General features: G+C 71.4%; 25 protein-coding genes. 13 read left to right on the forward strand and 12 right to left on the reverse strand.

All coding sequences use genetic code 11. The features are described 5' to 3' along the window. Positions 1–7 precede the first annotated feature (7 nt). Complete coding sequence (locus ODJ79_RS14300; protein WP_263023909.1) at positions 8–604, reverse strand: hypothetical protein; 597 nt, start codon at positions 602–604, stop codon at positions 8–10. A gap of 306 nt (positions 605–910) precedes the next feature. Here ODJ79_RS14300 and ODJ79_RS14305 point away from each other — a divergent pair, with 306 nt between their 5' ends. From ODJ79_RS14305 to ODJ79_RS14325, 5 genes are all read left to right on the forward strand, one after another. Then, positions 911–1,309 (forward strand): universal stress protein, encoded by a 399-nt coding sequence (locus ODJ79_RS14305; protein WP_263023910.1) that lies wholly within the window; start codon positions 911–913, stop codon positions 1,307–1,309. A gap of 147 nt (positions 1,310–1,456) precedes the next feature. Further along, the gene (locus ODJ79_RS14310; protein WP_263023911.1) at positions 1,457–1,654 is read left to right on the forward strand and encodes a DUF1918 domain-containing protein; all 198 of its coding nucleotides are present in this window, start codon (positions 1,457–1,459) and stop codon (positions 1,652–1,654) included. Between the two features lie 93 nt (positions 1,655–1,747). Continuing rightward, positions 1,748–2,614 carry a universal stress protein gene (locus ODJ79_RS14315; protein ID WP_263023912.1) on the forward strand — a complete coding sequence of 289 codons (867 nt, stop codon included), beginning with the start codon at positions 1,748–1,750 and terminating at the stop codon, positions 2,612–2,614. 186 nt (positions 2,615–2,800) lie between these two features. After that, positions 2,801–4,207, forward strand: coding sequence for a ferric reductase-like transmembrane domain-containing protein (locus ODJ79_RS14320; protein WP_263023913.1), 1,407 nt, complete (start codon positions 2,801–2,803; stop codon positions 4,205–4,207). Positions 4,208–4,226: 19 nt separating this feature from the next. Next, positions 4,227–4,784: an FMN-binding protein gene (locus tag ODJ79_RS14325; RefSeq protein WP_263023914.1), complete on the forward strand. Its 558-nt coding sequence runs from the start codon at positions 4,227–4,229 to the stop codon at positions 4,782–4,784. On the opposite strand, the gene ODJ79_RS14330 is transcribed toward ODJ79_RS14325, so the two are convergent. Continuing rightward, positions 4,785–5,192 (reverse strand): hypothetical protein, encoded by a 408-nt coding sequence (locus tag ODJ79_RS14330; RefSeq protein ID WP_263023915.1) that lies wholly within the window; start codon positions 5,190–5,192, stop codon positions 4,785–4,787. After that, positions 5,185–5,571 carry a hypothetical protein gene (locus ODJ79_RS14335; RefSeq protein WP_263023916.1) on the reverse strand — a complete coding sequence of 129 codons (387 nt, stop codon included), beginning with the start codon at positions 5,569–5,571 and terminating at the stop codon, positions 5,185–5,187. The genes ODJ79_RS14330 and ODJ79_RS14335 overlap by 8 nt, the downstream gene beginning before the upstream one ends. A 280-nt stretch (positions 5,572–5,851) precedes the next feature. Between ODJ79_RS14335 and ODJ79_RS14340 the strand changes: the two genes are divergently transcribed. After that, positions 5,852–7,198 carry a serine hydrolase domain-containing protein gene (locus tag ODJ79_RS14340; protein ID WP_263023917.1) on the forward strand — a complete coding sequence of 449 codons (1,347 nt, stop codon included), beginning with the start codon at positions 5,852–5,854 and terminating at the stop codon, positions 7,196–7,198. An 81-nt stretch (positions 7,199–7,279) separates the two neighbouring features. Here ODJ79_RS14340 and ODJ79_RS14345 read toward each other — a convergent pair whose 3' ends face one another. Then, positions 7,280–9,730, reverse strand: coding sequence for a GH36-type glycosyl hydrolase domain-containing protein (locus tag ODJ79_RS14345; protein ID WP_263023918.1), 2,451 nt, complete (start codon positions 9,728–9,730; stop codon positions 7,280–7,282). A gap of 230 nt (positions 9,731–9,960) precedes the next feature. Between ODJ79_RS14345 and ODJ79_RS14350 the strand changes: the two genes are divergently transcribed. Beyond that, on the forward strand, positions 9,961–10,098 hold the full coding sequence (locus ODJ79_RS14350) for a hypothetical protein (protein WP_263023919.1): 138 nt from the start codon (positions 9,961–9,963) through the stop codon (positions 10,096–10,098). A 546-nt stretch (positions 10,099–10,644) separates the two neighbouring features. On the opposite strand, the gene ODJ79_RS14355 is transcribed toward ODJ79_RS14350, so the two are convergent. Further along, entirely contained in the window at positions 10,645–11,070 is a 426-nt protein-coding gene (locus tag ODJ79_RS14355) for a hypothetical protein (protein WP_263023920.1), read from the reverse strand. On the opposite strand from ODJ79_RS14355, the gene ODJ79_RS14360 reads away from it, so the two are divergent. Continuing rightward, complete coding sequence (locus ODJ79_RS14360) at positions 11,033–12,175, forward strand: S1 family peptidase (protein WP_263023921.1); 1,143 nt, start codon at positions 11,033–11,035, stop codon at positions 12,173–12,175. The genes ODJ79_RS14355 and ODJ79_RS14360 overlap by 38 nt on opposite strands. A 188-nt stretch (positions 12,176–12,363) precedes the next feature. Here ODJ79_RS14360 and ODJ79_RS14365 read toward each other — a convergent pair whose 3' ends face one another. After that, positions 12,364–12,774 carry a hypothetical protein gene (locus ODJ79_RS14365; RefSeq protein WP_263023922.1) on the reverse strand — a complete coding sequence of 137 codons (411 nt, stop codon included), beginning with the start codon at positions 12,772–12,774 and terminating at the stop codon, positions 12,364–12,366. Positions 12,775–12,866: 92 nt separating this feature from the next. Between ODJ79_RS14365 and ODJ79_RS14370 the strand changes: the two genes are divergently transcribed. Next, complete coding sequence (locus ODJ79_RS14370) at positions 12,867–13,586, forward strand: enoyl-CoA hydratase/isomerase family protein (RefSeq protein WP_263023923.1); 720 nt, start codon at positions 12,867–12,869, stop codon at positions 13,584–13,586. Here ODJ79_RS14370 and ODJ79_RS14375 read toward each other — a convergent pair. Genes ODJ79_RS14375 through ODJ79_RS14395 form a run of 5 tightly spaced genes read right to left on the reverse strand, consistent with a single transcriptional unit; the run spans position 13,573 to position 19,791 of the window. Next, positions 13,573–14,427, reverse strand: coding sequence for a PaaX family transcriptional regulator C-terminal domain-containing protein (locus tag ODJ79_RS14375; protein WP_263023924.1), 855 nt, complete (start codon positions 14,425–14,427; stop codon positions 13,573–13,575). The two genes, ODJ79_RS14370 and ODJ79_RS14375, sit on opposite strands and share 14 nt — an antisense overlap. Next, positions 14,424–16,796, reverse strand: a complete 2,373-nt coding sequence (locus ODJ79_RS14380; RefSeq protein ID WP_263023925.1) for a bifunctional salicylyl-CoA 5-hydroxylase/oxidoreductase — start codon at positions 16,794–16,796, stop codon at positions 14,424–14,426. Before ODJ79_RS14380 ends, ODJ79_RS14375 begins: the two co-directional genes overlap by 4 nt. Further along, positions 16,793–18,403 carry an AMP-binding protein gene (locus tag ODJ79_RS14385; protein ID WP_263023926.1) on the reverse strand — a complete coding sequence of 537 codons (1,611 nt, stop codon included), beginning with the start codon at positions 18,401–18,403 and terminating at the stop codon, positions 16,793–16,795. The genes ODJ79_RS14380 and ODJ79_RS14385 overlap by 4 nt, the downstream gene beginning before the upstream one ends. A 12-nt stretch (positions 18,404–18,415) precedes the next feature. Beyond that, on the reverse strand, positions 18,416–19,312 hold the full coding sequence (locus ODJ79_RS14390) for an acyl-CoA thioesterase (protein WP_263023927.1): 897 nt from the start codon (positions 19,310–19,312) through the stop codon (positions 18,416–18,418). After that, a complete protein-coding gene (locus tag ODJ79_RS14395) occupies positions 19,309–19,791 on the reverse strand; it encodes a cupin domain-containing protein (RefSeq protein ID WP_263023928.1) in 483 nt (160 codons plus the stop codon). The genes ODJ79_RS14390 and ODJ79_RS14395 overlap by 4 nt, the downstream gene beginning before the upstream one ends. A 39-nt stretch (positions 19,792–19,830) precedes the next feature. On the opposite strand from ODJ79_RS14395, the gene ODJ79_RS14400 reads away from it, so the two are divergent. Then, a complete protein-coding gene (locus ODJ79_RS14400; protein WP_263023929.1) occupies positions 19,831–20,247 on the forward strand; it encodes a RidA family protein in 417 nt (138 codons plus the stop codon). Positions 20,248–20,287: 40 nt separating this feature from the next. Beyond that, on the forward strand, positions 20,288–20,770 hold the full coding sequence (locus ODJ79_RS14405; RefSeq protein WP_263023930.1) for a hypothetical protein: 483 nt from the start codon (positions 20,288–20,290) through the stop codon (positions 20,768–20,770). A gap of 28 nt (positions 20,771–20,798) precedes the next feature. Here the strand turns inward: ODJ79_RS14405 and ODJ79_RS14410 are convergent, their stop codons facing one another. Continuing rightward, the gene (locus ODJ79_RS14410; RefSeq protein ID WP_263023931.1) at positions 20,799–21,194 is read right to left on the reverse strand and encodes a hypothetical protein; all 396 of its coding nucleotides are present in this window, start codon (positions 21,192–21,194) and stop codon (positions 20,799–20,801) included. Positions 21,195–21,327: 133 nt separating this feature from the next. Between ODJ79_RS14410 and ODJ79_RS14415 the strand changes: the two genes are divergently transcribed. Further along, positions 21,328–22,596: a sensor histidine kinase gene (locus ODJ79_RS14415; RefSeq protein ID WP_263023932.1), complete on the forward strand. Its 1,269-nt coding sequence runs from the start codon at positions 21,328–21,330 to the stop codon at positions 22,594–22,596. After that, positions 22,587–23,225 (forward strand): response regulator, encoded by a 639-nt coding sequence (locus tag ODJ79_RS14420; RefSeq protein ID WP_263023933.1) that lies wholly within the window; start codon positions 22,587–22,589, stop codon positions 23,223–23,225. The genes ODJ79_RS14415 and ODJ79_RS14420 overlap by 10 nt, the downstream gene beginning before the upstream one ends. The last annotated feature ends 29 nt before the right edge of the window (positions 23,226–23,254 follow it).

Genomic DNA, 23,254 nt, shown 5'->3' on the forward strand with positions numbered 1-23,254 from the left:
CGCGAAATCAGCCGAGCTTGACCTTCGGGGCGGCCTTGGCCCGGGCGACCAACTCGGTGAACCAGCTCGCCGCCGCCACGGGAACCATGTCGGCGGTTGCCCAGAATGTCCTGACTCGGCGGGTCACCGCGTCGTCCGGGATGGTGGGCTGGACACCCACCTGGCTCACGTACACCGTCAGGTTGCGAAGTTTCGGGTCGTTCGCGGCGGCCTTGACGGGCCCCGCCCACACACAGACGCCCGAGCCGGGGTCAGCCTTCATGCTCGCGCAGGTGCCGGTCGGCTGCGCCGCGAACTCGGCCATGACCTGGACACGCTCCGCGCCGAGCTGGTAACCGTCGACGATCCGGGACTCGGCCGTGTTGGTGGTCAGCCGGTGCAGGCCGTCGGGGCGCGTCCTCGGCACGTACGAGAAACCCGATCCGCCGGTCTCGCGCTTCGCGTCGATGGCGAGCACGTCGTCGAGCAGGTCGTGATCCTGCACCGAGGGATCAACCACCACGCTGCCGTCGTCCGGCCGGCTGCCCGTCCCGCAGCCGCCGGCACCGGCGACCACGGCGATGGCCGCGACCACCGCCGCGAGTGTCTTCCGGATATTCGCCACAACCCGTCCCCGTGGATAAAAGATTGGTCGAACCTTAGAGCACCGCGTGCGTCACGCAATGCCATACGCCCGGTGGATCTGCCATGTGCGGGGGTGGGGTGAGCCGTTCACCCGTAATGCGGGACCTATGGCCCTGACGGTGCCGCGCCGCCGGGGCGATGCTGGCCTCGAGCTCACCGGACGCACGGCGACGCGGCGACCGGTCATCAGAAGAGACGGCCGCGGAGCCGCCAGACCCATCGTCGTCAAGACGGTCGCCGGCGCCGCGTCCGGGTGCCCGGTGGGCTCCGAGCAGAGGAGGCCGGCATGTCCGCGCAGATCGACCCGTCCTTCGTCCTGGCGGCGCTCGACGACGACCCCGGCTGCGTCGGCGTTCTCGCGTACGCCTGGGAGCAGGCGCAGCAGCGCGGTCTGCCGCTGCGCGTCGTGCACGTGTGGACCCGGCACGAGGCGATCACCGACAGCGACCGGCTGCTGACCGCCGTCCTCTACGACAACCTGCCGCCGGACGAGGCGGAGGCGGTGGAGCGGCAGATCCTGCACGACGACGACCCCGCACGCGCACTCGCCGCGCTCAGCCGCGACGCCGCCCTGGTGGTCGCCGCCGCCGGCACCCTCGGCGAAACCGTGAAGCGGCTGGCCGAGCTGGCCGACTGCCCGGTCGCGGTCGTCCCCGCCGGCACGCCCGTCCCGGCCGCGTGGTGATGGCAGACGTGCCGCGTGGTCGTGGGCGGCCACCGCGCCCCGCCCGTTTCCGATCCTTTCGGCCCTTTCCTGCCGGGGTCGGATGAGACGATGCTTTCCAGGACAGGTATCGGAGGCCGGACATCCGGCCGGGACTCGGGAGGCTCGATGATCGCGCAGGTTGGTGACCGCATCATCGTCAAGGGAACGCACGTGGGCGACGCCAGCCGGGTCGGCGTGGTCACGGCACTGCGCCACCCCGACGGCACACCGCCGTACGAGGTGCGCTGGCTGGACGACGGCCACATCGGTCTGATCTTCCCCGGCCCGGAGACGCACGTCGAGCACCCGGCCGACCCGGACTGAGCGACGAGTTTCGGGCCCTTCGACCCTGACCCTGGACCGGCCGGCACGACCACAGTGGAGAGGACAGCCCGGCAGGAAGAGGGAGAGTCGGCCATGAGTCCCCGAGCCATCGTCGTCGGCGTCGCCGGCTCCGGCAACCTCATCATCAACTGGGCGGCCCGCGAGGCCCGGCTCCAACGGCGGCCGCTTCGGATAGCGCACGTCCTCGAGTGGGATGCCGACGAGGCCCGGGAGGCCAGCGGCAGCACCTACGTCGAACGGGTGTGGTCCGCCTCGGCAGCGATCACGGACGCCGCCGTGCGGCAGGCCCGCGACGCCGAGCCCGAGGTCGACGTCACGGCGGACACCCTGGTCGGGCAGCCCGCCGCGCGCCTGCTCGAGCTCGCCCGCGAGGCCGAGCTCATGGTCGTCGGGTACCGCGGACGCGGCGGGTTCGCCGGCCTCCGGCTGGGCTCGGTCAGCCAGCAGGTCGCCACGCAGGCACCCGGCCCGGTGGTCGTGGTGCGCGGCACGCCCCGGCCGGACGGCCCGGTGGTCGCCGGCGTCGACCGCTCGCCCGCGGCCGACCAGGTGCTCGACGCCGCGTTCACGGCCGCGGCCGCCCGCGGGGCGGGACTGGTCGTGGTCCGCTCGTACGCCCCGGCGATGCAGGTCTGGGTGGCGAGCATCCGGCCCGCCGAGGTGGCGACACCGGAACAGGACGCCGCCGCGCGGACCCTCGTCGAGGAGCAGCTCGCGCCCTGGCGGGGCAAGTTCCCGGACGTGCCCGTCGAGATCCGGCTGACCCGGGACGCCATCGCCCCGGTCCTGGTCGGCGCGGCCGCCGAGGCGCAACTGGTGGTCGTCGGCAGCCACGGCCGCGGTCCCATCCGCGGCGCCCTGCTCGGCTCCACCGGCCTGCACCTGCTGCGGCACGCCGAGTGCCCGGTGCTGGTCGCCCGCGCCCACCGGGAAACCTGACCGCCGCCCACCGCGAAACCTGACCGCCGCCCACCGGGAAACCTGACCCGCGCCCACCGGGAACCCTGACCGCCGCCCACCGGGTAACCTGACCGCCGCGCGCCGGGGCGGCATTGACAGCGACCACACAGCCGATCCATAGCGATCCGACGCCGGTTGCACAGCCGGGCGACCGATGGTGATGGCATGACCGTCACGGCCCCCCGTTACTCCCCCGCACCCGACGCCCATCGCCCGCGACGGACCCTGCGGGCGACCCCGCGCTGGTACGCCGATCTGGGTGGCGTTGTGGCCGGTCTGACGATGCTGATCGTCACCGCGCTCTGGGTGCACAACGGCGGCATCCGGCAGCTCACCGGCGACGCTTTCTCGGCGGCCGGGCGGCTGACCGGCCTGTGGGCGTCCGACCTGCTGTTGCTGCAGGTGCTGCTGATGGCCCGGATCCCGCTGGTCGAGCGCGCGTTCGGGCAGGACCGGCTGGCCCGCTGGCACCGCTGGACCGGGTTCACCTCGTTCTGGCTGATGATCGCGCACATCGTGCTGATCACCATCGGCTACACCGGCGCGGACTCGCCGAGCTTCCTCGGCGAGCTGTGGGACCTGATCTGGAGCTACCCCGGGATGCTGCTGGCCACCGCCGGCACGCTCGCGCTGGTCATGGTGGTGGTGACCTCGATCCGGGCGGCCCGGCGCAGGCTGCGTTACGAGTCCTGGCACCTGCTGCACCTCTACGCGTACGCCGGGGTCGGGCTGGCCCTGCCGCACCAGCTGTGGACCGGCACCGACTTTGTCGGCTCGGCCGTCTCGACCGCGTACTGGTGGACGCTGTATGCGGTGTCGGCGGGCGCGGTCCTCGCGTTCCGGATCGGTCTGCCGGTGTGGCGCAACCTGCGCCACCGCCTGGTGGTCGAGCGGGTGGTCCCGGAGGGACCGGGGCTCACCTCCGTCTACCTGACCGGGCGTCGCCTCGACCGGCTGCCGGTGCGCGCCGGGCAGTTCTTCCAGTGGCGGTTCCTCGACGGGCCGGGCTGGTCCCGCTCGCACCCCTACTCGCTGTCGGCGACGCCGCACGGGCCGGGCCTGCGGATCACCGTGAAGGACCTGGGCGACGGCAGTTCCCGGGTCGCCGCCCTGCGGCCCGGCACGAGGGCACTGATCGAGGGCCCGTACGGCAAGCTCACCGGCGAGACGTACGCCGGCGGGCCGGTGACCATGCTGGCCTGCGGCATCGGCGTCACCCCGCTGATCGCGCTGCTCGGCGAGCTGCCCTACGCGCCCGGCGAGGCCACCCTGATCTACCGGGCCCGCGACGAGCGGGAGATCGCCTTCCGGGCGGAGCTCGAGTGGTTCGCCGCCCGCCGCGGCGTCCGGGTCATCCACCTGCTCGGCCCGCGCGCGGCCCGGCCGTCCTGGCTGCCCGCCCGGTACGCCGACCACACCGACGCCGGGGCGCTGCGACAGCTGGTCCCCGGCATCGCCGGCTCGCAGATCTACGTCTGCGGCCCCGAGGCCTGGGCCGAGGCGGCCCGGAACGCCGCCCGGGAGGCCGGCGCCCGCCCCGAAGACATCCACACCGAACTGTTCGCCTGGTAAGACCGTTCGCCTGCAAAGAATGGGGACAACCGAGATGCGCCGGATCACCCTGTGGCTGTTCTCCACGATCGCCGCCCTCGTCCTGCTGTTCAGCTACCGCACGAGCACGAGCGGCACGGTCGGCACGGCGGTCGCCGCCACCGCGCCCGCGACCCAGCCGACCAGCACCGGGGCCACCCCGACGCCCTCGGCCGGCTCCACGCCGTCAGCCGGATCCACGCCGTCAGCCGGCTCCACGCCGTCGGCCGGCTCCACGCCGTCAGACACGGGGTCGTCCTCGTCCACGGCCACGACGGGCACCAAGACCTACACCGGCTCGACCGTCTCGACCCGCTGGGGCGACGTCCAGGTCACCATCACCGTCACCGCCGGCAAGATCACCGATGTGCAGGTGCCGGTCTACCCGAGCGGCAACGGCCGGGACCAGGAGATCAACGCGTACGCCCTGCCCATCCTCACCCAGGAGACCCTGCAGGCGCAGAGCGCGACCATCGACACCGTCTCCGGTGCGACCGTGACCAGCGACGGCTACCTGCAGTCGCTGCAGGCCGCCCTGGACGCCGCCCACCTGGCCTGATCAGCAGAGCACCTGCAGGAGCAGGAGCCGCGAGCCGTCGGCGCGGGTCCACAGCTGCGGGACGTAGCCGATCCCGCCGCCGGGCGGAATCCCGGCGCCGAACTCCTGCAGCCGCGGCCGGAAACGCCGCCAGGCCGTCTTGCGCTCGTCCGTCGTGAACCATTCGAGGCGGCGGTCGCCCGGCCGGCACAGGCCGAGGCGGACCGTGTCGTCGGCGATCAGCCGATCCGCATCCGCCGGTGTGATCTCGGCCGGCTGGGACCATCGCCGGCCGCTGTCGTCCCACAGCTGGTGGGCAGTGACCCGGTTCCGGGCCCGCCCGTCCTGCGGATCGGCCGCCGGTCGGGCACGCTCGGCCGCCACGATGTCAGCGAAGGACGGCTTGCTCGCGCCTCTGCGGCTATCCACGAGCAATCAACCGAGCCTCCCAGCCGCTGGGCGCATCCCGTCCGGAACGCGCCGCCTCGTAGGTTCGGCGCCCGGCCGTCACCTGAAGGACCAACGCTTTCCCGATCCATCCACGCTCGACGATACGAGGCTCGCCGGTGACCAGCTCGAGGACGACCCCCGCCGCCGCGTCGGCCTCGACCGATTCGAAGGTGAAGTCGTCACAGAGGATCTGGACGTCGGCCGGGCCCGAGGCCACGATGACCCCGATGGTGGGCAGGTCGTCGCCGGTCACCCAGAGAATGCGCTGGGATCCGGTCGGATGCTCCCAGCTGACGTCGGCGCCCTCCCGCTCGACCGCGGCAGCGATGCGGTCGCCCAGCCGCTCGACGTCAGCCATCAGAACCACCGTCCGAAGAAGACTCTCGTGCCACCGGCCGATCCGGAGGCGGAAGACGTGCCGCGCGGCCTTGATGCCGTACTGCTTCTTCACTCCGTGCGCGCTCCAGCCGAGCGCGACGCGCCCGCCCTGCCGATTCAACCATCCCTCGCGGGCACCCGACCGGCCCTTCCACGAGACGCGAACACCGAGATCATCGGACGGTGTCGATCACCGCTTCGACGGTGGACTAAACAGCCTGGTGGTCGGTCCGCGGCCCGGCTGTGTCATCATCACCGGCGTGAATATCGGACGCCGTACCCTGCTGGGCACCGGTCTTGCCGCGACGGCCGCCGCGCTCACCGGTTGCGGGCGGACCGCCCCGGCCGGCGACGCGCCCGTCTGGGCCGAACCGGTCGCGACCGAGCAGCCGCTGACCACGCCCGGCGCCGTCGGCCGCGCCATCCAGCCGGCCCCCTCGCCCAGGGCCGTGACCAGCGCCGCGACGCCGGCCGGCCCGCCGTACGCGGCGAAGGTCAAGGCAACCTTGACCAAGTACCTCGTGCCGACCGCCGACAACCCCAAACACCCGGGTTACGCGGGCGCCGTCGCGCTCGTGATGCAGGACGGCAAGACCCGGTTCAGCACCGCCGCCGGGCACGCGCTGCGCTACGGCGCCGGGCCGGTCGACCTGCCCGCCGCCAAGCGGGTGGCGATGCGCACCGACTCGATCTTCGACCTGGCCTCGCTCACCAAGGTCTGCACCGCGATCCTCACCCTCCAGCTGGTCGACCGGGGCAAGGTCGAGCTGAACGCGCCGGTACAGCGATACCTGCCCGAGTTCACCGGTGCCGGCAAAGACAAGATCACCATCGCGATGCTGCTGGCACACACCAGCGCCCTCCCGGTGGGCGCCAAGGTCACCGGCTTCAGCACCAACACCCAGCGCTGGCAGTCGGTGATGACCACCCCGCTGGTCAAGGGCGGCGTGCCCGGCACCACGTTCCGCTACTCCAGCGTCGGACTCATGGTCCTCGGCCGCCTCGTCGAGAAGCTCACCGGCACCTCGCTCGACAAGGCGGTACGCGACAACATCACCACGCCGCTCGGCCTCGAGGACACCGGCTTCCTGCCGCTGAAGTGGGTCGCCGACAAGTCTCGTCTGGTCGCCACCGACGCACGCACCTCCCGCGGCCTGCTACGCGGCACCGTGCACGACGACGTGGCGAACATCCTCGGCGGCGTCGCCGGGCACGCCGGCCTCTTCGGCACGGCCCAGGACGTCGCCGTGATCGGCCAGATGCTGCTGGCCGGCGGCACCCACCACGGCCGGCGGATCCTGTCGGCCGACACGGTCGCCAAGATGCTCACCAACGTCAACAAGGGCAAGCCGGCCATCGACGCCGACCGCCCGCACCGCACCGCCGACCACGGCCTCGGCGTCGAGATCAACCAACCCTGGTTCATGGGCAAGCTGGCCTCGCCCACCAGCTTCGGGCACACCGGCTTCACCGGCACATCGCTGCTGGTGGTGCCGTCGCGCCGGCAGGTGATCGTCCTGCTCACCAACCGCGCCCACCCGAACTGGAGCTGGTCAAACCCCGACACCCACCGGGTAGCCGTCCACAACGCCGTCGCCGCCGGCTGATCTCCGCCGGCCGGCCCAGCTCTATCCGGACGTCGCCGCGGCCTGACCAGCCGTGTCGGGCCGCGGCGCGTCCGGCGGTGCTCAGCCCTCGACGACCGCCTCCACCCGGACCACGGTGCCGGGCGCCGCGGGCGGCACCACCGTGCCGTCCACCCGCTCGCCGTCCACGATCAGGTGGGTGACCCGCCCGGTCGTGCCGGCCTCCTTGCGTACGGTGATCTCGTAGGTGGCGTCCCGGAAGGCCCGGGTGGCCCGGAAGCCCGGCCAGCTCGCCGGCAGCACGGGGTCGATGCGCAGCCCGGTCAGCTCCGGCCGGATGCCGAGGATCCACTGCGAGACCGCGGCGAAATTCCACGCCGCGGTGCCGGTGAGCCAGGAGTTCTTGGCCTCGCCGTGGGTCGGCGCGTCCCGCCCGGCGATCATTTGCGGGTAGACGTACGGCTCGCAGCGGTGCACCTCGCTGATCGCCTCCCGGACCGACGGGTTGATCCGCCGGTAGTAGTCGAAGGCGCGGTCGCCGTTGCCCACCATCGCCTCGGCGATCATGATCCACGGGTTGGTGTGGCAGAAGATGCCGGCGTTCTCCTTGTAGCCGGGCGGATAGGAGGAGATCTCGCCCAGCTCGATCCGGTAGCCGGAGTACGCCGGCTGTTGCAGGACGATGCCGTGCGCGGTGGCCAGCCGCTCCGCCACGCTGTCCAGCGCCCGCACGGCCAGCCCGTCGTCGATGCCGACCCCGCCGAGCACGCACATGCCCTGCGGCTCGATGAAGATCTGCCCCTCGTCGTTCTCGCCGGAGCCGATCGGCCGGCCGTGGAAGTCGTACGCCCGGCGGAACCAGGCGCCGTCCCAGCCGTGCTCGAGCACGACGGCGGTCATCTTCTCGGCGGCCGCGCGGTACTCGGCCGCCTCCCCGGTCAGCCCGCGCCGCTCGGCGATCGCGGCCAGCTCCTTCGCGGCCAGCACGAACTGCCCGGCGATGAAGACCGACTCGGCCCCGCCGCCGCTGGCGTTCTCGGTGGTCTGGAACGGCTCGCCCGGGGTGTCCGAGAAGCAGTTGAGGTTGAGGCAGTCGTTCCAGTCGGCCCGGCCGATCAGCGGCAGGCCGTGCGGGCCGAGCCGGTCCTGGGTGTAGCGCAGCGACCGGCGCAGGTGCTCGTACAGCGGCGCCTCGCTGCCGGGCGCGTTGTCGAACGGCACCGGCTCGTCCAGGATCGTGTCGTCGCCGGTCTCCTTCAGGTACGCGGAGACGCCGAGCACCAGCCACAGCGGGTCGTCGTTGAAGCCGTCGCCGATGTCGTTGTTCCCGCGCTTGGTGAGCGGCTGGTACTGGTGGTACGCCCCGCCGGTCGCCATCTGGGTGGCCGCGATGTCCAGGATCCGCTCCCGGGCGCGCCCCGGGATCATGTGGACGAAGCCGAGCAGGTCCTGGTTGGAGTCGCGGAAGCCCATGCCGCGGCCGATCCCGGACTCGTAGAACGACGCCGACCGGCTCAGGTTGAAGGTCACCAGGCACTGGTACGCGTTCCAGATGTTGACCATCCGGTTGGTGTCCGCGTCCGGGGTCGTCACCCGCAGCACGCCGAGCAGCCGGTCCCAGTAGGCGCCCAGCTCGGCGAAGCCCTGGCGGACCGTCTCGGGTCGCAGCCAGCGCTCGATGACCGGGCGCACGTACCGCTTGTTGATCGTCTGCGACCCGGGCGGGTCGAACTTCTCGTCCCTGGGGTTCTCCGCGTACCCGAGCACGAAGATCACCTCGCGGCTCTCCCCCGGCGCGAGGGCGAGCCGCACGTGGTGGCTGCCGATCGGCTGCCAGCCGTGGGCGACCGAGTCGAGGGCCGCGCCCCGCTCGACCGCCGCCGGCCGGTCCCAGCCGCGGTACGCGCCGAGGAAGGCCTCCCGCTGGGTGTCGAACCCGGCGATCGGCTCCGAGCAGGCGAAGTACGCGAAGTGGTCGCGCCGCTCCCGGTACTCGGTCTTGTGGTAGATCACTCCGTCGGCCACCTCGACCTGGCCGGTGGAGAAGTTGCGCTGGAAGTTGGTCGCGTCGTCCTGCGCGTCCCACAGGCAGAACTCGACCGAGGAGAAGAGCGAGAGCCGCGCCGCCGTGTCACGCTCGTTGGTGACCCGGACCCGCCACACCTCGAGGGTCTCGCCGAGCGGCACGAAGTAGAGCGTCTCGGCCCGGACGCCGTCGCGGGCGGAGGCGATCCGGGTGTACGACAGGCCGTGCCGGCACTCGTACTCGTCCAGCGTGCTGCGGGTCGGCTGCCACGACGGCGACCAGAAGTCGCCGGTGACGTCGTCCCGCACGTACAGGTAGCGGCCGCCGAGATCGAGGGGCGCGTTGTTGTACCGATAGCGGGTGAGGCGGCGCAGCCGGGCGTCCCGGTAGAACGAATATCCGCCCGCGGTGTTGGAGACGATCCCGAAGTACGCCTCGGTGCCCAGGTAGTTGATCCAGGGCAGCGGGGTGTCGGGGCGGTCGATGACGTACTCGCGCCGCTCATCGTCGAAGTGTCCGTAGCGCACCAGGTTCCTCCCCGGTTTTGGGAGCGCTCCCATTTGCTGGCCCATTGCTGCCTGCCACGCCCCGCTCGATACGCCATGCTATGTGTGACACCGTTCACTCCGGTACCCCCGAAACTCGGCAAGCGACTCGGCGGTTACGGCCCGTCACGGTCCACGATGGTCAGGCCGACGACGCGGAGGGGCGGACACACGTGGGATCCGGGCTTACGCAGTCACTTCTTCCCAGCGAGATGCGCGCGCGGCTGTCGCACATCCGCCCGGCCGGCCGGCTCGTCCACTTCGCACCCCGGGCGACGATCTTCTCCGAGGGTGAGCCCTCCGAGCACATCGCCATCCTGCTCTCCGGGATCGTGAAGATCACCGCGTAACGCCGGGGCCGCGCATAGGCGCTCCGCGCGTGCGGCACGGTCGCCACGTCGCGGCAGCGGATCACCATCCTCGAGCGGGACCCGTTAATGCGCATATTCTCCACAGACGGCGACCCGGGCCCGGCGGTAGGCATGGCTTATTGACCGCTGCCGAGAGAGCGAAACTGGTGGGTCCGATCGGCGCGCAAATAGACGAAAGTGCCCCTCTCTGGCAGGGGACACTGGTGATTGCGATATCTACAGGTTTCGCTGCGCTGGAGGCCCTTCCGGCGTGCAGTCCACGGCGTGGTCGAAGGATCTGCGGGTCACCGGCGGCCCGGCCGACCAGACAGCCATCACCGGCGAATCATCGAGGCTAGGAATGGGCTGCCACGATCGTGGTCCGTACTCCCGCCGGACCTCGTTGCGGCCCAACCCGGACTCTCCACCCGGGTGGCGGGCCGCGTAAGCGTGCCGGCGGCTGCGGCCTACTGCTCACGGCGCGGCTCCCGGAGCACGCTCCGCAGAAGTCCGTCGAGCCAATTAGTCCACCATGGACACTGGTACCTATAGAGGATCGATGATGGTAGGCTCGTCGAGAACCCTCACCAGCCCGTTAGAGTCGGCCACAAGCATGGTCGCAAACGCCTTGTCCCGACGGTTCAGTGTTACTTCCACCGCCGTGAAATCGTCGTTGACGCCGGCAGTAGTCACCGTTGTGACCCCTTCCTCCAATGGTCGCATGTGTACGTCGACCACCCATTTCAGGGTCTCCTCCAACCGCTGTCTTCTTTTTTTGCGCTCTGCTTTGGTCATACCCATTGCCTCGGCCCACCCATTGTCGAAGTCCTCACTTGCATACCGCACCACGAAACGGGGAAAAATGAAGAGACGGTGGACAGCCGCTATCTCCAGCGGAATTTTACTCGCGACGTTCGCCTTGCCGGCGCCGTCGATGGCCGACGACGACCCGAAGCCCGTGTCCGAGGCCACCATCCCGGAGGGTGGCGAACAGACCGATGCCGAGGTGACCGCCGACAACCTCACCGAGTGGCTCGACACCCACCCGGAAAGCGGTCTCGGCGGCGTCTCGGTCGTGGGCGGCGCGGTGACCCTGGCGTGGAAGGGAGATCCCCCGGCGGACGTCCTGCAACTCCTGGCCACCGAGCCGGTCACGACCCCCGTCACCGTCGCCCCCGCCGCCTATTCGGCCGCAGAACTGGACGCCCAGGCGATCCAGGTGGCCGACGCGAACCCGGACACGGTCGCATCGGTCGGTCCCCGCGACGACTTCAGCGGGCTGCAGATCCTCCTCCAGCCGCGCCGGACCACCGATTTGCAGCCGCAGGCCACCCGGCAGATCTCTGCCACGGTGCCGGTGACCATCGCGGGATACGCGGACCCGGTGCCGACCAACCGCAACAACGACACGCGGCCCTTCTACGGCGCGAACCTCATCAAGAACGGCTCGTATGTGTGCTCCGGCGGGGTCGCCGTCACGGTTGGCGCAACCACAGGGCTGAGCACCGCATGGCATTGCGGGACCGGGACGTGGCAGACCTACGGCAACAGCAACACGATCGGGACGATCGGGGCGCGAGCGAAGGGCCTCGACACCCAGGTGATCAACGGGTCGACCACGGGAAGGGTGTTCCAAGGACCCTGGAACGCGTTCAGCAGCGCACCGGTCAAAGACTCCATCCGGCCGGGTAACAACACCGCCATCTGCGTCAGCGGCGGCCTGTCCGGCGAATCCTGCTCGAAGGTGACCGTCCGAGGCGTCAATCAGTACGCCAACATCGCCGGCGTCGGCCGCGTGGGCCCGGGATTCTGGGTGCTCAGTACCGGGGTGTCCGGCGGCTCGCAGGTCGGGATCGCCGATCAGGGCGACTCGGGTGCACCGGCCTATACCTACGCCACGAACGGGTCGATGCGGATCAAAGGATTCATCGTCGGCGGCGACCAGACCATGAAAACCACCAAATGCAAAGGCAACCCCGATTTCGTACCTTCGGGCCACGGCTGCTACGCGCGCATTTTCGTCGTGAACTCGGTCGACGCTCTGTCGGCACTGGGTGCCAGAATCAAGACCAACTGACGGCGTGCAAGAAGGCGAAAGTGCCTCTCTGGCAGGGGAAACTTGTGATGGCGACATCTACAGGTTTCGCTGCGAGGGAGGCACTTCCGGCATGCCGTCTACGGCGTGGTCGAAGGATCTGCGGGTCACCGCAGGGCCGTCGGGCTGGCACGCGCCGTGAACCCCAGCGCTACCGGCAGCGATTCGCCTCAGCGCCGGGACCGGGCCCGCAGGGGCAGCCACACCGAGACGGCCATGATGGCCATGGCGAGCGGGATGTGCACGGCCGTGAGCGCGTCCTTGCCGTCGTCCCGGATCAACCCGCCGAGGTACGACTCGAGCACGAGCAACACGACCAGCACCAGGCTGCCGATCCACAGGTCCCGGCGAGGGCGCAGCCGCCAGAGGGCGACGACCGTGGCCGCGACCGCCAGCACCAGCGCCACCTCGCCGCCGCGGGCGTGCACGTCGATCCAGCCGCTCGCGGCGTCCCGCTGCCCGTCGTGCTCCAGGAAGATGCCGGCCCACAGACCTTGCAGCAGGATGGCCAGCGAGGCCAAGCCGGTCAGCGCGCTGAACGACGTGGTACTCCTGGTGCCGGTGGCGCCCGATGTACTCACCGGTGCCTCCTTCGGTCGTGAGCCGACGTCCTTGACCAAGCCCACCACACAAATACCTGTAAAATGACGGAAATCGCTCAGGGGGCCTGCTGATGTCTCTGCATGTCGAGGACCGGGACGGTGTCGCCGTCGTCCGGCTCGCGCACGGCAAGGTCAACGCGCTCGATCTCGACCTGCTGCGCGCCATCACGACCACCTTCGAGGAGCTGGACCGTGGCGACGCCACGGCCGTCGTGTTCACCGGGAGCGGGCCGGCCTTCTCGGCCGGGGTCGACCTGTGGCGGATCCTCGACGGCGGCGCCGCGTACGCGCGGGAGTTCCTGCCGGCGCTCGACGCGGCCTTCCTCGCGGTGTTCGGCATCGGCAAGCCGACCGTGGCGGCGATCAACGGGCACGCCATCGCCGGCGGCGCGATCCTGGCCGCCGCCTGCGACCAGCGGGTGATGAGCGGCGGCACGATCGGGGTGACCGAGTTGCTGGTCGGCGTGCCGTTCCCGACCACCGCGCTGGACATTCTCGGGTACGCGTGGGGCCAGGCCGCCGCGCAGCGGGCGGTGCTGACCGGCGCGACCCTCCGCCCGCAGGAGGCACTCGCCGCCGGGCACATCGACCAGGTCGGCACGGCCTCGGCGGCGGTCGCCCGGGCGCGGACGCTGGCCGAGATCCCGGCCGACACGTTCCGGCTGACCAAGCAGCAGCTGCACGCCGGCATCCCGGGACCGGTCGAGCCGCGGGTCGCCGAGCTCTGGCTGACGGCCGTCGAGGACGGGCGGATCGGGCGCTACATGAGCCGTACCGTCAAGCGGTCTTGATGGGGTGGACGATCGGATGCGCGTGCTGTTCGGCGAGCGCGCGCAACACCTGGTCGAGCTCGCCGAACAGGGCGCCGGCGGTCACGCCGTTCCAGTCGGCCGGCAGCAGCGAGAGCGGCAGCCCGGGGTCGCGGTAGGGCAGCCGGCGCCACTCGGTGAGCATCGGCACGTACATCTGGAAGGCGGTCAGCGGCGTGGTCCGGCCGCCGGCGATCCGGTCGAGCAGCGGGCCGTGGCGGCGCAGGAAGTCGGCGTACAGGGTGGTCAGCTCGTCGAGGTCCCACCACTGGCGGACCTTGGCCCGCAGGTCGCCGAAGGCGAGGTGGTCGCCGGCGAAGATGTCGACGTAGCCGGACAGGCCGCGCCGCTCGAGCGTGCGCCGGGTCTCGGCGGCGAGGTTGCCGGGCGCGATCCACACGCCCGGTGCCGCGGTGCCGAAGCCGAGGCGGGTCAGGCTGGTGCGCAGGGCGTGCCGCTTCTCCCGCTCGGACTCGGGCACCGAGAACACCACCACGATCCAGCCGTCGCCGGCGGCGGCCCGGGTGCGTTCGAAGATGCGCACATCGCCCTCGGCGAGCACCTCCAGCGTCGGGCCGTCGAGGGAGTAGCCGGCCGCGCCGTCGTGCCGCTCGCTGCACAGCACGCCGCGCCGCTTCAGACGGGAGATCGAGTTGCGGGCGGGCTGGCCGTCCACGCCGAGATCGGCCAGCAGGCGCACGACCGAGGCGACCGACAGCCAGTTGCGCTCGGCCCGCGCGTACAGGCCGAAGATGGTGAAGATCAGCTGAGAGATACGGGAGTCGCGGCCGGCCGTCGCGGCCGACGCCACCTCCACCGTCATGCCGGCACCCTATCGGAGCACTGCGGCCGCCAGCGCAGATGGGTGTCGGGCCGGGTCTCCGCCGCGCGCAGCAGCGACAGCCGCGGCCGGATCGCGTCGGTGCGTGCCGACGGGGGCTTGCGGCTGCCGGCCCGGAACGGCACCGGCCAGTCCGCCGCGTCGCCGCGGTACTCCTGCTCGGCGGCGGCGTGCAGGGTCCAGTTCGGGTCGTACAGGTGGGTGCGCCCGATCGCGCACAGGTGGGCGCGCCCGGCCAGCAGGATCGAGTTCACGTCGTCGTACGAGGCGATGGCGCCGACCGCGATCACGGTCGCCTCGGGCACCTCGTGCTTGATCCGGTCGGCGAACGGGGTCTGGTAGGAGCGGCCGTAGGCGGGGCGCTCGTGCTGGGCGACCTGGCCGGTGGAGACGTCGATGGCGTCGGCGCCGTGCGCCACGAACGCGCGGGCGATCTCGACGGCGTCCCGCTCGGTGGTGCCGCCCTCGATCCAGTCGGTCGCCGAGATGCGTACGCTCATCGGCTTCTCGGCCGGCCAGACGGCGCGCACCGCGTCGAACACCTCGAGCGGGAACCGCAGCCGGTTCTCCAGCGAGCCGCCGTACTCGTCGGTGCGGGTGTTGGCCACCGGGGACAGGAACGAGGACAGCAGGTAGCCGTGCGCGCAGTGCAGTTCGAGCAGGTCGAAGCCGGCCTCGGCGCCGCGGCGGGCGGCCGCGACGAAGTCGGCGACCACCTGGTCGAGGTCGGCCAGGGTCGCCTCGCGGGGCAGGTGGCAGCCCGGCCCGTACGGGATGGCGGAGGGGGCGATCAGCTCCCAGTTCCGGTCGGGCAGCGGCTGGTCCATGCCGTCCCACATCAGCCGGGTCGAGCCCTTGCGCCCGGAGTGGCCGAGTTGCAGCCCGATCCGGGCGGTGCTGCGCTCGTGCACGAACGAGACGATCCGCTGCCACTGGTCGCGCTGCTGATCGTTCCACAGGCCGGTGCAGCCGGGCGTGATCCGGCCCTCCGGCGACACGCACACCATCTCGGTCATCACCAGGCCGGCGCCGCCCATCGCCTTCGAGCCTAGGTGGACCAGGTGGAAGTCGCCGGGGACGCCGTCGACCGCGGAGTACATGTCCATCGGGGACACCACGATCCGGTTCTTCAGGGTCATCGCGCCGAGCCGGAACGGCTGGAACATCGCCGGCGCCACCGTTTCCAGACCGTTCTCGGCCGCGAAGGCGGCGTCCACCCGATCGGCGAACTCGGCGTCCCGGGTGCGCAGGTTCGCATACGTGATGCGGCGGGATCGGGTCAGCAGGTTGAAACAGAACCGGGTCGGTTCCTGGTCCACGTACATCCCGATGTTCTCGAACCATTCCAGCGACGCCTGAGCCGCGCGCTGGGTCGATTCGACGACCGGGCGGCGCTCCGACTCGTACGCGATCAACGCGGTTTCGATGTCGGGGTTCTCGTGCAGGCAGGCGGCGAGCGCGAGGGAGTCCTCCATGGCGAGCTTGGTCCCCGAGCCGATGGAGAAATGGGCGGTGTGCGCGGCATCGCCGACGAGCACCAGGTTTCCGTGGTGCCACTTCCGATTGCGTACGGTCGTGAAGTTCAGCCATTTCGAGTTGTTGGCCAGCAACCGGTGTCCGGAAAGCTCGTCGGAGAAGATGCCGCGCAGCCGCTCGATGGCCGACTCGTCGGAGACGCCGGGCGGGAACGCGACGTCTTCGGTCGCGTCGAACCCGGCCCGCCGCCAGACGTCCTCGTGCATCTCGACGATGAAGGTGGAGCCCTGCTCGGAGTAGGGATAGCCGTGGACCTGCATGGTCCCCCACGGCGTCTGCTTGATGTAGAACTGGAACGCCTCGAAGACCAGGTCGGTGCCGAGCCACATGTATTTGTTGTGCCGCCGGTCCAGGCGCGGCTCGAAAACGCCGGCATGGGCGGCCCGGATCGGCGAGTTCGCGCCGTCGGCGGCCAGCACCAGATCGTGCGTCGCCCGCAGGTGTTCGACGTCCGGGGCGGGCGTCGAGAAATGCAGGGTGACGCCGAGGTCGTGGCACCGCTGCCGGAGCAGGCCGAGCAGTTCCTTCCGGCCCATCGCCGCGAAACCCTGGCCGCCGACGGTGTGGCTGACCCCGCGGAAATGGATGTCGATGTCCGTCCAGCGGGCGAACCGGCCGGCCATCGCGGCGGCGAACTCGGTGTCCGCGTTGTCGATGCCGCCGAGCGTCTCGTCGGAGAACACCACGCCGAATCCGAACGTGTCGTCCGGGGCGTTGCGCTCCCAGACGGTGATCCGGTGCGCCGGGTCGAGCTGCTTCATCAGGGTGGCGAAATAGAGGCCGCCCGGGCCCCCGCCGACAATGGCGACCTTCACTGCACACCCGCCCGCTCGGCCTCGGCGATCCCCCGGAGCACGAAGTGTTGCAGCTTCCCGTTCGCGTTGCGCGGCAACGAATCCCGGAAGCGCACGTCGCGCGGATATTTGTACGGCGCCAGGATCTGCTTGACGTGCTCCTGGATCTGCCGGGCCTTCGCGGCGTCCCCGGTCACCCCCGGCCGCAGCACCACGAACGCGCAGACCACCGAGCCGCGCTCGCTGTCCGGCCGGGCCACCACGGCGCTCTCCAGCACGTCCGGATGGGTGTCGATGGCCGCCTCGACCTCGGCGCCGCCGATGTTGTACCCCGACGACACGATCATGTTGTCGGTGCGGGCGTGGTAGACGAAGTACCCGTCCTCGTCGCGCTCGAAGGTGTCGCCGGTGACATTCCAACCGTTCTCCACGTACGCGCGCTGGCGCTCGTCGTCCAGGTAGCGGCACCCGACCGGGCCGATCACGGCCAGCCGCCCCGGCTCGCCCGGTCCCAGCTCCGCGCCGTCCGGGCCGAGGATCGTGGCCCGCCAGCCGGGCACGGGCTTGCCGGTGGCGCCGGGCCGGATGTCGTCGCCGGCCGCCGAGATGAAGATGTGCAGCAGCTCGGTGGTGCCGATCCCGTCGATCACGCGCAGGCCGAGCTCGTCGCGCAGCCGCCTCCAGGTCTCCACCGGCAGGTGCTCACCGGCCGACAGGGCGACCCGCAAACCGGCGAGCTCACCCTCCCGGCCCTCGCGCAGCATGGTCTTGTACGCGGTGGGCGCGGTCGCCAGCGCGGTCACGCCGTGCTTGGCGACCAGGTCGGCGAGCTGCACCGGGGTGGTCGCCTCGGTGAGCAGCGAGCAGGCGCCGGCCCGCAACGGGAAAACGACCAGCGCGCCGAGCCCGAAGGTGAAGGCGAGGGGGGCCGAGCAGGCCATCAGGTCGTCCTCGGTCAGCCGCAGCAGGTGCCGGCCGAACGTGTTGTCGATCGACAGCAGGTCGCGGTGGAAGTGCATGGTGATCTTCGGGGCGCCGGTGCTGCCGGAGGTCGGCCCGAGCAACGCGACATCGTCGGCGGCGGTCTCCACGTTGGCGAATTCGCCGGACTTGGCTCGGCTTTTCGCATTGAGGACGGAATAGGGTGTCGTTTGGACTAACTCCGGCATTTCACCGAGGAAGCGGTCGTCGACCAGCGCGACGGCCGGACGGGTGCGCTCGACGACCGGGGTGATCTCGCGGACCCGCAGGGCGGCCATCGTGGTGACCACGACCCCGCCGGCCTTGAGCACGCCGAGCCAGGCGGCGACCGTCCACGGGTTGTTCGGCGAGCGCAGCATGACCCGCTGACCGGGTACCAGGCCGAAGTCCTCGGTGAGCACCTGGGCGACCTGGTTGGCCCGGTGCTGCAGCTCGCCGTACGTCCAGGTCTCCCCCGACGGCGTACGCAATGCTGGTCGGTCCGCCCCGAACCGGGCGACCGGAACGTCGATGAGCTCGGTCGCCGCGTTGAGGCGGTCCGGGTGGCGCAGCTCCGGCAGGGCGAACTCGATCGTCGGCCATAGGTGCGCGGGTGGCAGGTGGTCGCGGGTGAAGGTGTCGACGTGAGCCGATGGCGAGAGCGGCACGGGGGTGTCCTTTCAGGACGTGCGGATCATGCCCTCCTGGGCGACCGTGGCCAGATGCCGGCCGTCGCGGGTGAAGAAGCGCCCGGCGCCGAGGCCGCGACCGGAGTCGGCGGCGACCGCGTCCTGCACGTACAGCAGCCAGTCGTCGACGCTGCCGCGGCGATGGAACCACATCGCGTGGTCGAGGCTGGCGGTGACCAGGCCGGGTTCGGCCCAGGGGCGGCCCAGGACCCGGAGGATCGGCTCGAGGATGGTGTAGTCGCAGACGTACGCGAGAGCGGCGGTGTGCAACTGCTCCCCGGTCAGCCCGTCGACCGGCCGCAGCGGGTCGAACGGCCGGACCCAGACCGCCTGGTACGGCGTTCGCGGGCCCTCGACGCGCAGGTACACCGGGCCGGGGACGTGGCGCATGTCGAAGCCGCGGCCGTGTGACCAGTATTCCTTCGAGGCGGCGGTCATCGTCCCGGTGCCGTGCGACCGGTCGTGCAGGTACTCCGCCGAACTGGGCAGCGTCTCCGGGCCGGGCACGTCGGCGGGCGGCCGGGTCGCGTACTCCTGGCCGGTTTCGCCCACGTGGAACGAGGCCATCGCGGTGTAGACCACCTTGCCGGCCTGGTAGGCGCGCAGGTGCCGGGTGGAGTAGCCGCGCCCGTCGCGCAGGTGCTCCACCTCGTAGCGGACCTCGGCGCCGATCTCGGCCGGGCGCAGGAAGTAGCTGTGCATCGAGTGCAGGGCACGGTCGCCCGGCACCGAGCGGACCAGGGCCGCGGTGGCCGGTCCGACCAGGTCGCCGCCGTACGCCTTGGGCCACGGGCACGGTTGCGGTGTCCCCACGTACGCCTGGTCGAAGTGCTCGGGATCGACGGGCTTGAGGGTCAGGGCGGCGGTGACCACCTCGGAGGTGCTCACCGGTTCAGCCAGCCCGGGAGTTCGTCGTCCGGGACGTCGGCCAGGTTGACCACGATGTTCTCCGGGGTGCGGGTGGTCAGCCAGGTGAGCGGCTCGGACCGGGACCGGTTGCACTCGATGTGCGGCATGAACGGCGGCACGAAGACCCAGTCGCCGGTCTCCATGTCCACGTAGTCCTCGAACTTCTCGCCGAAGTAGATGCGGGCCTTGCCGGAGAGCACGTAGCCGCCGGTCTCCGCCTCGCCGTGGTGGTGGGTGACCGAGCGGTACCCGGGGTCGTTGTGCACCTTGCCGAACCACAGGCGACGGGCCGGCGTGTGCTGGATGCTCACTCCCGAGACACGGATGGCGCCGCCGGAGTTCGCGGTGTTCGCGTCCTCGAGGCCGCCGCGGGTCACCACGGGGGCCACCAGGCCGCTGGGCAACCGGTACATCGAGTTGTCGCCCTCGAGGACATAGTTGCTGAGGTCGGGCTCCATATCTCGTATTTTTCACGGCCGTCACATAAAGTCAATGCCATGAGGCCCGTCGCGGTGAACCCCGCTTCCCTGCCGGCTCCCAGCGGCTACTCGCACGGCACACTGTCCGGCAACACGCTGTATCTGGGCGGGCAGACCGCCCTGGACGCGGAGATGCGGATCGTGCCCGGCGGGATCGTCGAGCAGTTCCGGCAGGCGTTCGGCAACGTGCTGACGACGCTGCGCTCGGCGGGCGGTCAGCCGGAAGATCTGGTGAGCATCACGATCTACCTGACCGACATCCCGGACTACCAGGCCCACGGCAAGGAAATCGGCAAGGTGTGGCGGGAACTGGCCGGCCCGGTCTACCCGGCGATGGCCGGCATCGGCTGCACCAGCCTGTGGCAACCCGAGGCCATGATCGAGATCCTCGGCGTGGCGGTCATCCCCGACGACCGCCTCCGCGTGCCGCGCTGACGGTACAGCCGGCATTGATGGCCAGCTGTACCATCCGCGCATGTCAGCAACTCCGCCGTACGGACCGCCACCGTACGGACCACCACCGTACGGGCCGCCGCCGTACGGGCCGCCACCGAAACGACCCACTCGCTGGATCCTGATCATCGGCCTGATCGTGGGCGGGCTGGTGTTCCTGTGCTGCGCCGGGGGCGCGGTCTTCTTCGGCGTGAGCGCGAGCCAGACCAAACCGGCCACCGCGGCCGCCGAGTCCTACGTCAACGCCGTGATCGCCGGAGACGAGGGCAAGGCGCTGCAATACGTCTGCGGTAGCAGCAACGCGAAGTCCAGCCACGACAGCTTCACCGACTTCGTGCACACCAACAACATCACCGACAGCTACGTGGTCAACACCAGGGTCACGCTGTGGAACCTGTCGTGGGAGGCCACCGTGCAGATGAAGCTCACCTCCAGCACGGGCTCCCAGCAAGATCTGGAGCTGCCGCTGGCCAAGGAGGACGGAGAGTGGAAGGTGTGCGGCTGAGGCCGTGATGGTGTGCCCTGGTGACGGCTCACCAGCATTTGGGAGATGACGGGAGGCTTTCGGCGGGATCGGCGGTGCGGGCGACGACCAGGCAGGTGGCGGCGACCGCCAGTTCGACCGCCGCCGAGGCGCAGGCCGTGGCGAACGGCCGGCCGGCGTCGGTGGTGCACAGGTCGAACCAGACATCGGCACACATCAGCGTGGCGGTCGCGACGGCGGCCGGCACGACCCGCCGGTCGCGACGGCGGGCCAGCCGGCTGGTCGACGCGAGGCCCGCGATGATGGCGACGTCCAGCCCGGCCCAGACGATGTTCCAGTGCCGGGCGGTGGCGGTGCGGGGCAGGAGCGTGGCGATGCCGACGGTCCACGGCACCAACGCGGCCGCGGCTATCGCCGGCACGGCCGGCAACGAGATTCGGTCCATGCGATCAAGCGTGGTTGCCGCGGCGGCCCGTGTCGGTAGCGGCGGCATCCGTCTCGAGGGTGGTGCTGGGTACAGGAGAGATCCGGTAATCAGCCGGATCCTCCGGGCGGCCGCGGCTGGCTAGGGTGGGCGCGTGGGATGGCGGGACGTGCCGGCGGTGCTGTGGTCGCGGCGTACGTGGCTGGCCGTCGCCGGCCTGCTGGCCGGCGCGGCGCTCTGGCTCGTCCCGGTCGTGCTGGTGTCGGCGATCGTGGACGTCGGGGAGCTGGTCGGGGCGGAGCACCCCGTGCCGGGCCTGGGCGGCTCCGCGGCGCTGGGCGGCACGGTCGGCGCGGTTGCCCCGCTCGCCGTGGCCCTGCCCGTGCTGCTCGCGCTGACCTCCCGGTTCACGTCGTGGCACGAGGCCCGGCTCCGCCTGCTCGGCGCCGACCTGGCGCCGCCCGCCGCGCGGCCGCCCGGCATGCCCCGCCGGCGTTGGCTGGCCCGCCAGGCGGTGTCGTCCGCCACCTGGCGGCAGGTCCGCTACCACGCGCTGGGCGGCGCATTCCTCGCTCTGGCCGGCACCCTGGTCCTGGCCGGCGTGGTGTTCGGCCCCGGCTTCGTGGTGGCCGCGGCGCTCAGCGGCAAGGGCAGCCTGCTGCACCGGTCGCCGATCGCGGCGCTCGGCGTGGCCATCGCGGTCGCTGCGGGCTGGCTCGCCCGGGGTGCCGCCGCCCTCGACCTGAGGTTGGCCCGGCGGCTCCTGCAACCGCCGCCCGCCGAACTGCTCGCCCGGCGCGTCGCGTCGCTGTCGGCCAGCCGGGCCGCCGCCGTCGAGGCGGCCGACGCGGAGCGCCGGCGCATCGAGCGCGACCTGCACGACGGCACCCAGCAGCGCCTGGTGTCGCTGGCCATGAACCTCGGGATGACCCGCGCCGCGCTCGCCGAGGCCGACCCCGCGGTGCGCACGGCCGTCGCGGCGGCGCACGAGGAGGCGAAGCAGGCGCTCGCCGAGCTGCGCGACCTCATCCGCGGCCTGCACCCGGCCGTCCTCGACGAGCTCGGCCTGGACGCGGCGCTGTCCGGCATCGCGGCCCGCTCGCCGGTGCCGGTGCGGCTGGTGGTCGACCTGCGCGGGCGGCCGCCGGCGGCGATCGAGGCGGTCGCCTATTTCGTGGTGTCCGAGGCGCTGTCCAATGTGGCCAAGCACGCGGCCGCGACCCGGGCCGACGTCGTGGTGCGGCAGCAGACCGACGGCCTGACCCTGGCCGTCGCCGACGACGGCCGGGGCGGCGCCGACCCGGTGCACGGCACCGGCCTGCGCGGCCTGCGGCAGCGCGTCGAGTCGGTGGACGGCACGCTCAGCATCGCCAGCCCGGCCGGCGGACCGACGTCGATCCTGGTGACCCTGCCGTGCGGGTAGTGCTCGCCGAGGACTCGGTGCTGCTGCGCGACGGCCTGTCCCGGCTGTTCGCCTCCCGCGGCTGCCCGGTCGTCGCCGCGGTGGGCGACGCCGACGCGCTGCTGCGGGCCGTCGACGAGCACCGGCCCGACCTGCTCGTGGCCGACGTGCGGATGCCGCCCGGCTACGCCGACGAGGGGTTGCGCGCCGCGATCCAGGTCCGCCGGCAGTGGCCCGAGGTCGGCGTGCTGGTGCTGTCCCAGTACGTCGAGGAGCGGTACGCCACCAAGCTGCTCACCGGCGACACCAGCCGGCTCGGCTACCTGCTCAAGGACCGGGTGGCCGACGTCGACGACTTCCTCGCGGCGGCGCGCCGGATCGCCGGCGGCGGCACGGTGCTCGACCCCGAGGTGGTGTCGCAGCTGCTGGTGCGCCGCACCGCCCCGCTCGACCGGCTCACCCCGCGCGAGCACGACGTGCTCGCCCTGATGGCCGAGGGCCGGTCCAACGCGGGCATCGCCGGCGCGCTGGTGGTCAGCGACAGCGCCGTGGCCAAGCACGTGAACAGCATCTTCGCCAAGCTGGGGCTGGCCCAGGCGGACAGCGACCACCGCCGGGTGCTGGCCGTGCTGCGCTTCCTGGGCGGCTAGCCCGGGACGTGTGCGGGCCGGCATCCTCC

Source organism: Actinoplanes sp. KI2 (assembly GCF_025630775.1).
Lineage (GTDB): Bacteria > Actinomycetota > Actinomycetes > Mycobacteriales > Micromonosporaceae > Actinoplanes.

Bases quoted from the DNA above. Each gene is read 5' to 3' on its own strand.
- ODJ79_RS14305 (WP_263023910.1), top strand. From the start codon at position 911: ATGTCCGCGCAGATCGACCCGTCCTTCGTCCTGGCGGCGCTCGACGAC.
- ODJ79_RS14310 (WP_263023911.1), top strand. From the start codon at position 1,457: ATGATCGCGCAGGTTGGTGACCGCATCATCGTCAAGGGAACGCACGTG.
- ODJ79_RS14315 (WP_263023912.1), top strand. From the start codon at position 1,748: ATGAGTCCCCGAGCCATCGTCGTCGGCGTCGCCGGCTCCGGCAACCTC.
- ODJ79_RS14320 (WP_263023913.1), top strand. From the start codon at position 2,801: ATGACCGTCACGGCCCCCCGTTACTCCCCCGCACCCGACGCCCATCGC.
- ODJ79_RS14325 (WP_263023914.1), top strand. From the start codon at position 4,227: ATGGGGACAACCGAGATGCGCCGGATCACCCTGTGGCTGTTCTCCACG.
- ODJ79_RS14335 (WP_263023916.1), bottom strand. From the start codon at position 5,571: ATGGCTGACGTCGAGCGGCTGGGCGACCGCATCGCTGCCGCGGTCGAG.
- ODJ79_RS14350 (WP_263023919.1), top strand. From the start codon at position 9,961: ATGCGCGCGCGGCTGTCGCACATCCGCCCGGCCGGCCGGCTCGTCCAC.
- ODJ79_RS14360 (WP_263023921.1), top strand. From the start codon at position 11,033: ATGGCCGACGACGACCCGAAGCCCGTGTCCGAGGCCACCATCCCGGAG.
- ODJ79_RS14370 (WP_263023923.1), top strand. From the start codon at position 12,867: ATGTCTCTGCATGTCGAGGACCGGGACGGTGTCGCCGTCGTCCGGCTC.
- ODJ79_RS14375 (WP_263023924.1), bottom strand. From the start codon at position 14,427: ATGACGGTGGAGGTGGCGTCGGCCGCGACGGCCGGCCGCGACTCCCGT.
- ODJ79_RS14395 (WP_263023928.1), bottom strand. From the start codon at position 19,791: ATGGAGCCCGACCTCAGCAACTATGTCCTCGAGGGCGACAACTCGATG.
- ODJ79_RS14400 (WP_263023929.1), top strand. From the start codon at position 19,831: ATGAGGCCCGTCGCGGTGAACCCCGCTTCCCTGCCGGCTCCCAGCGGC.
- ODJ79_RS14405 (WP_263023930.1), top strand. From the start codon at position 20,288: ATGTCAGCAACTCCGCCGTACGGACCGCCACCGTACGGACCACCACCG.
- ODJ79_RS14410 (WP_263023931.1), bottom strand. From the start codon at position 21,194: ATGGACCGAATCTCGTTGCCGGCCGTGCCGGCGATAGCCGCGGCCGCG.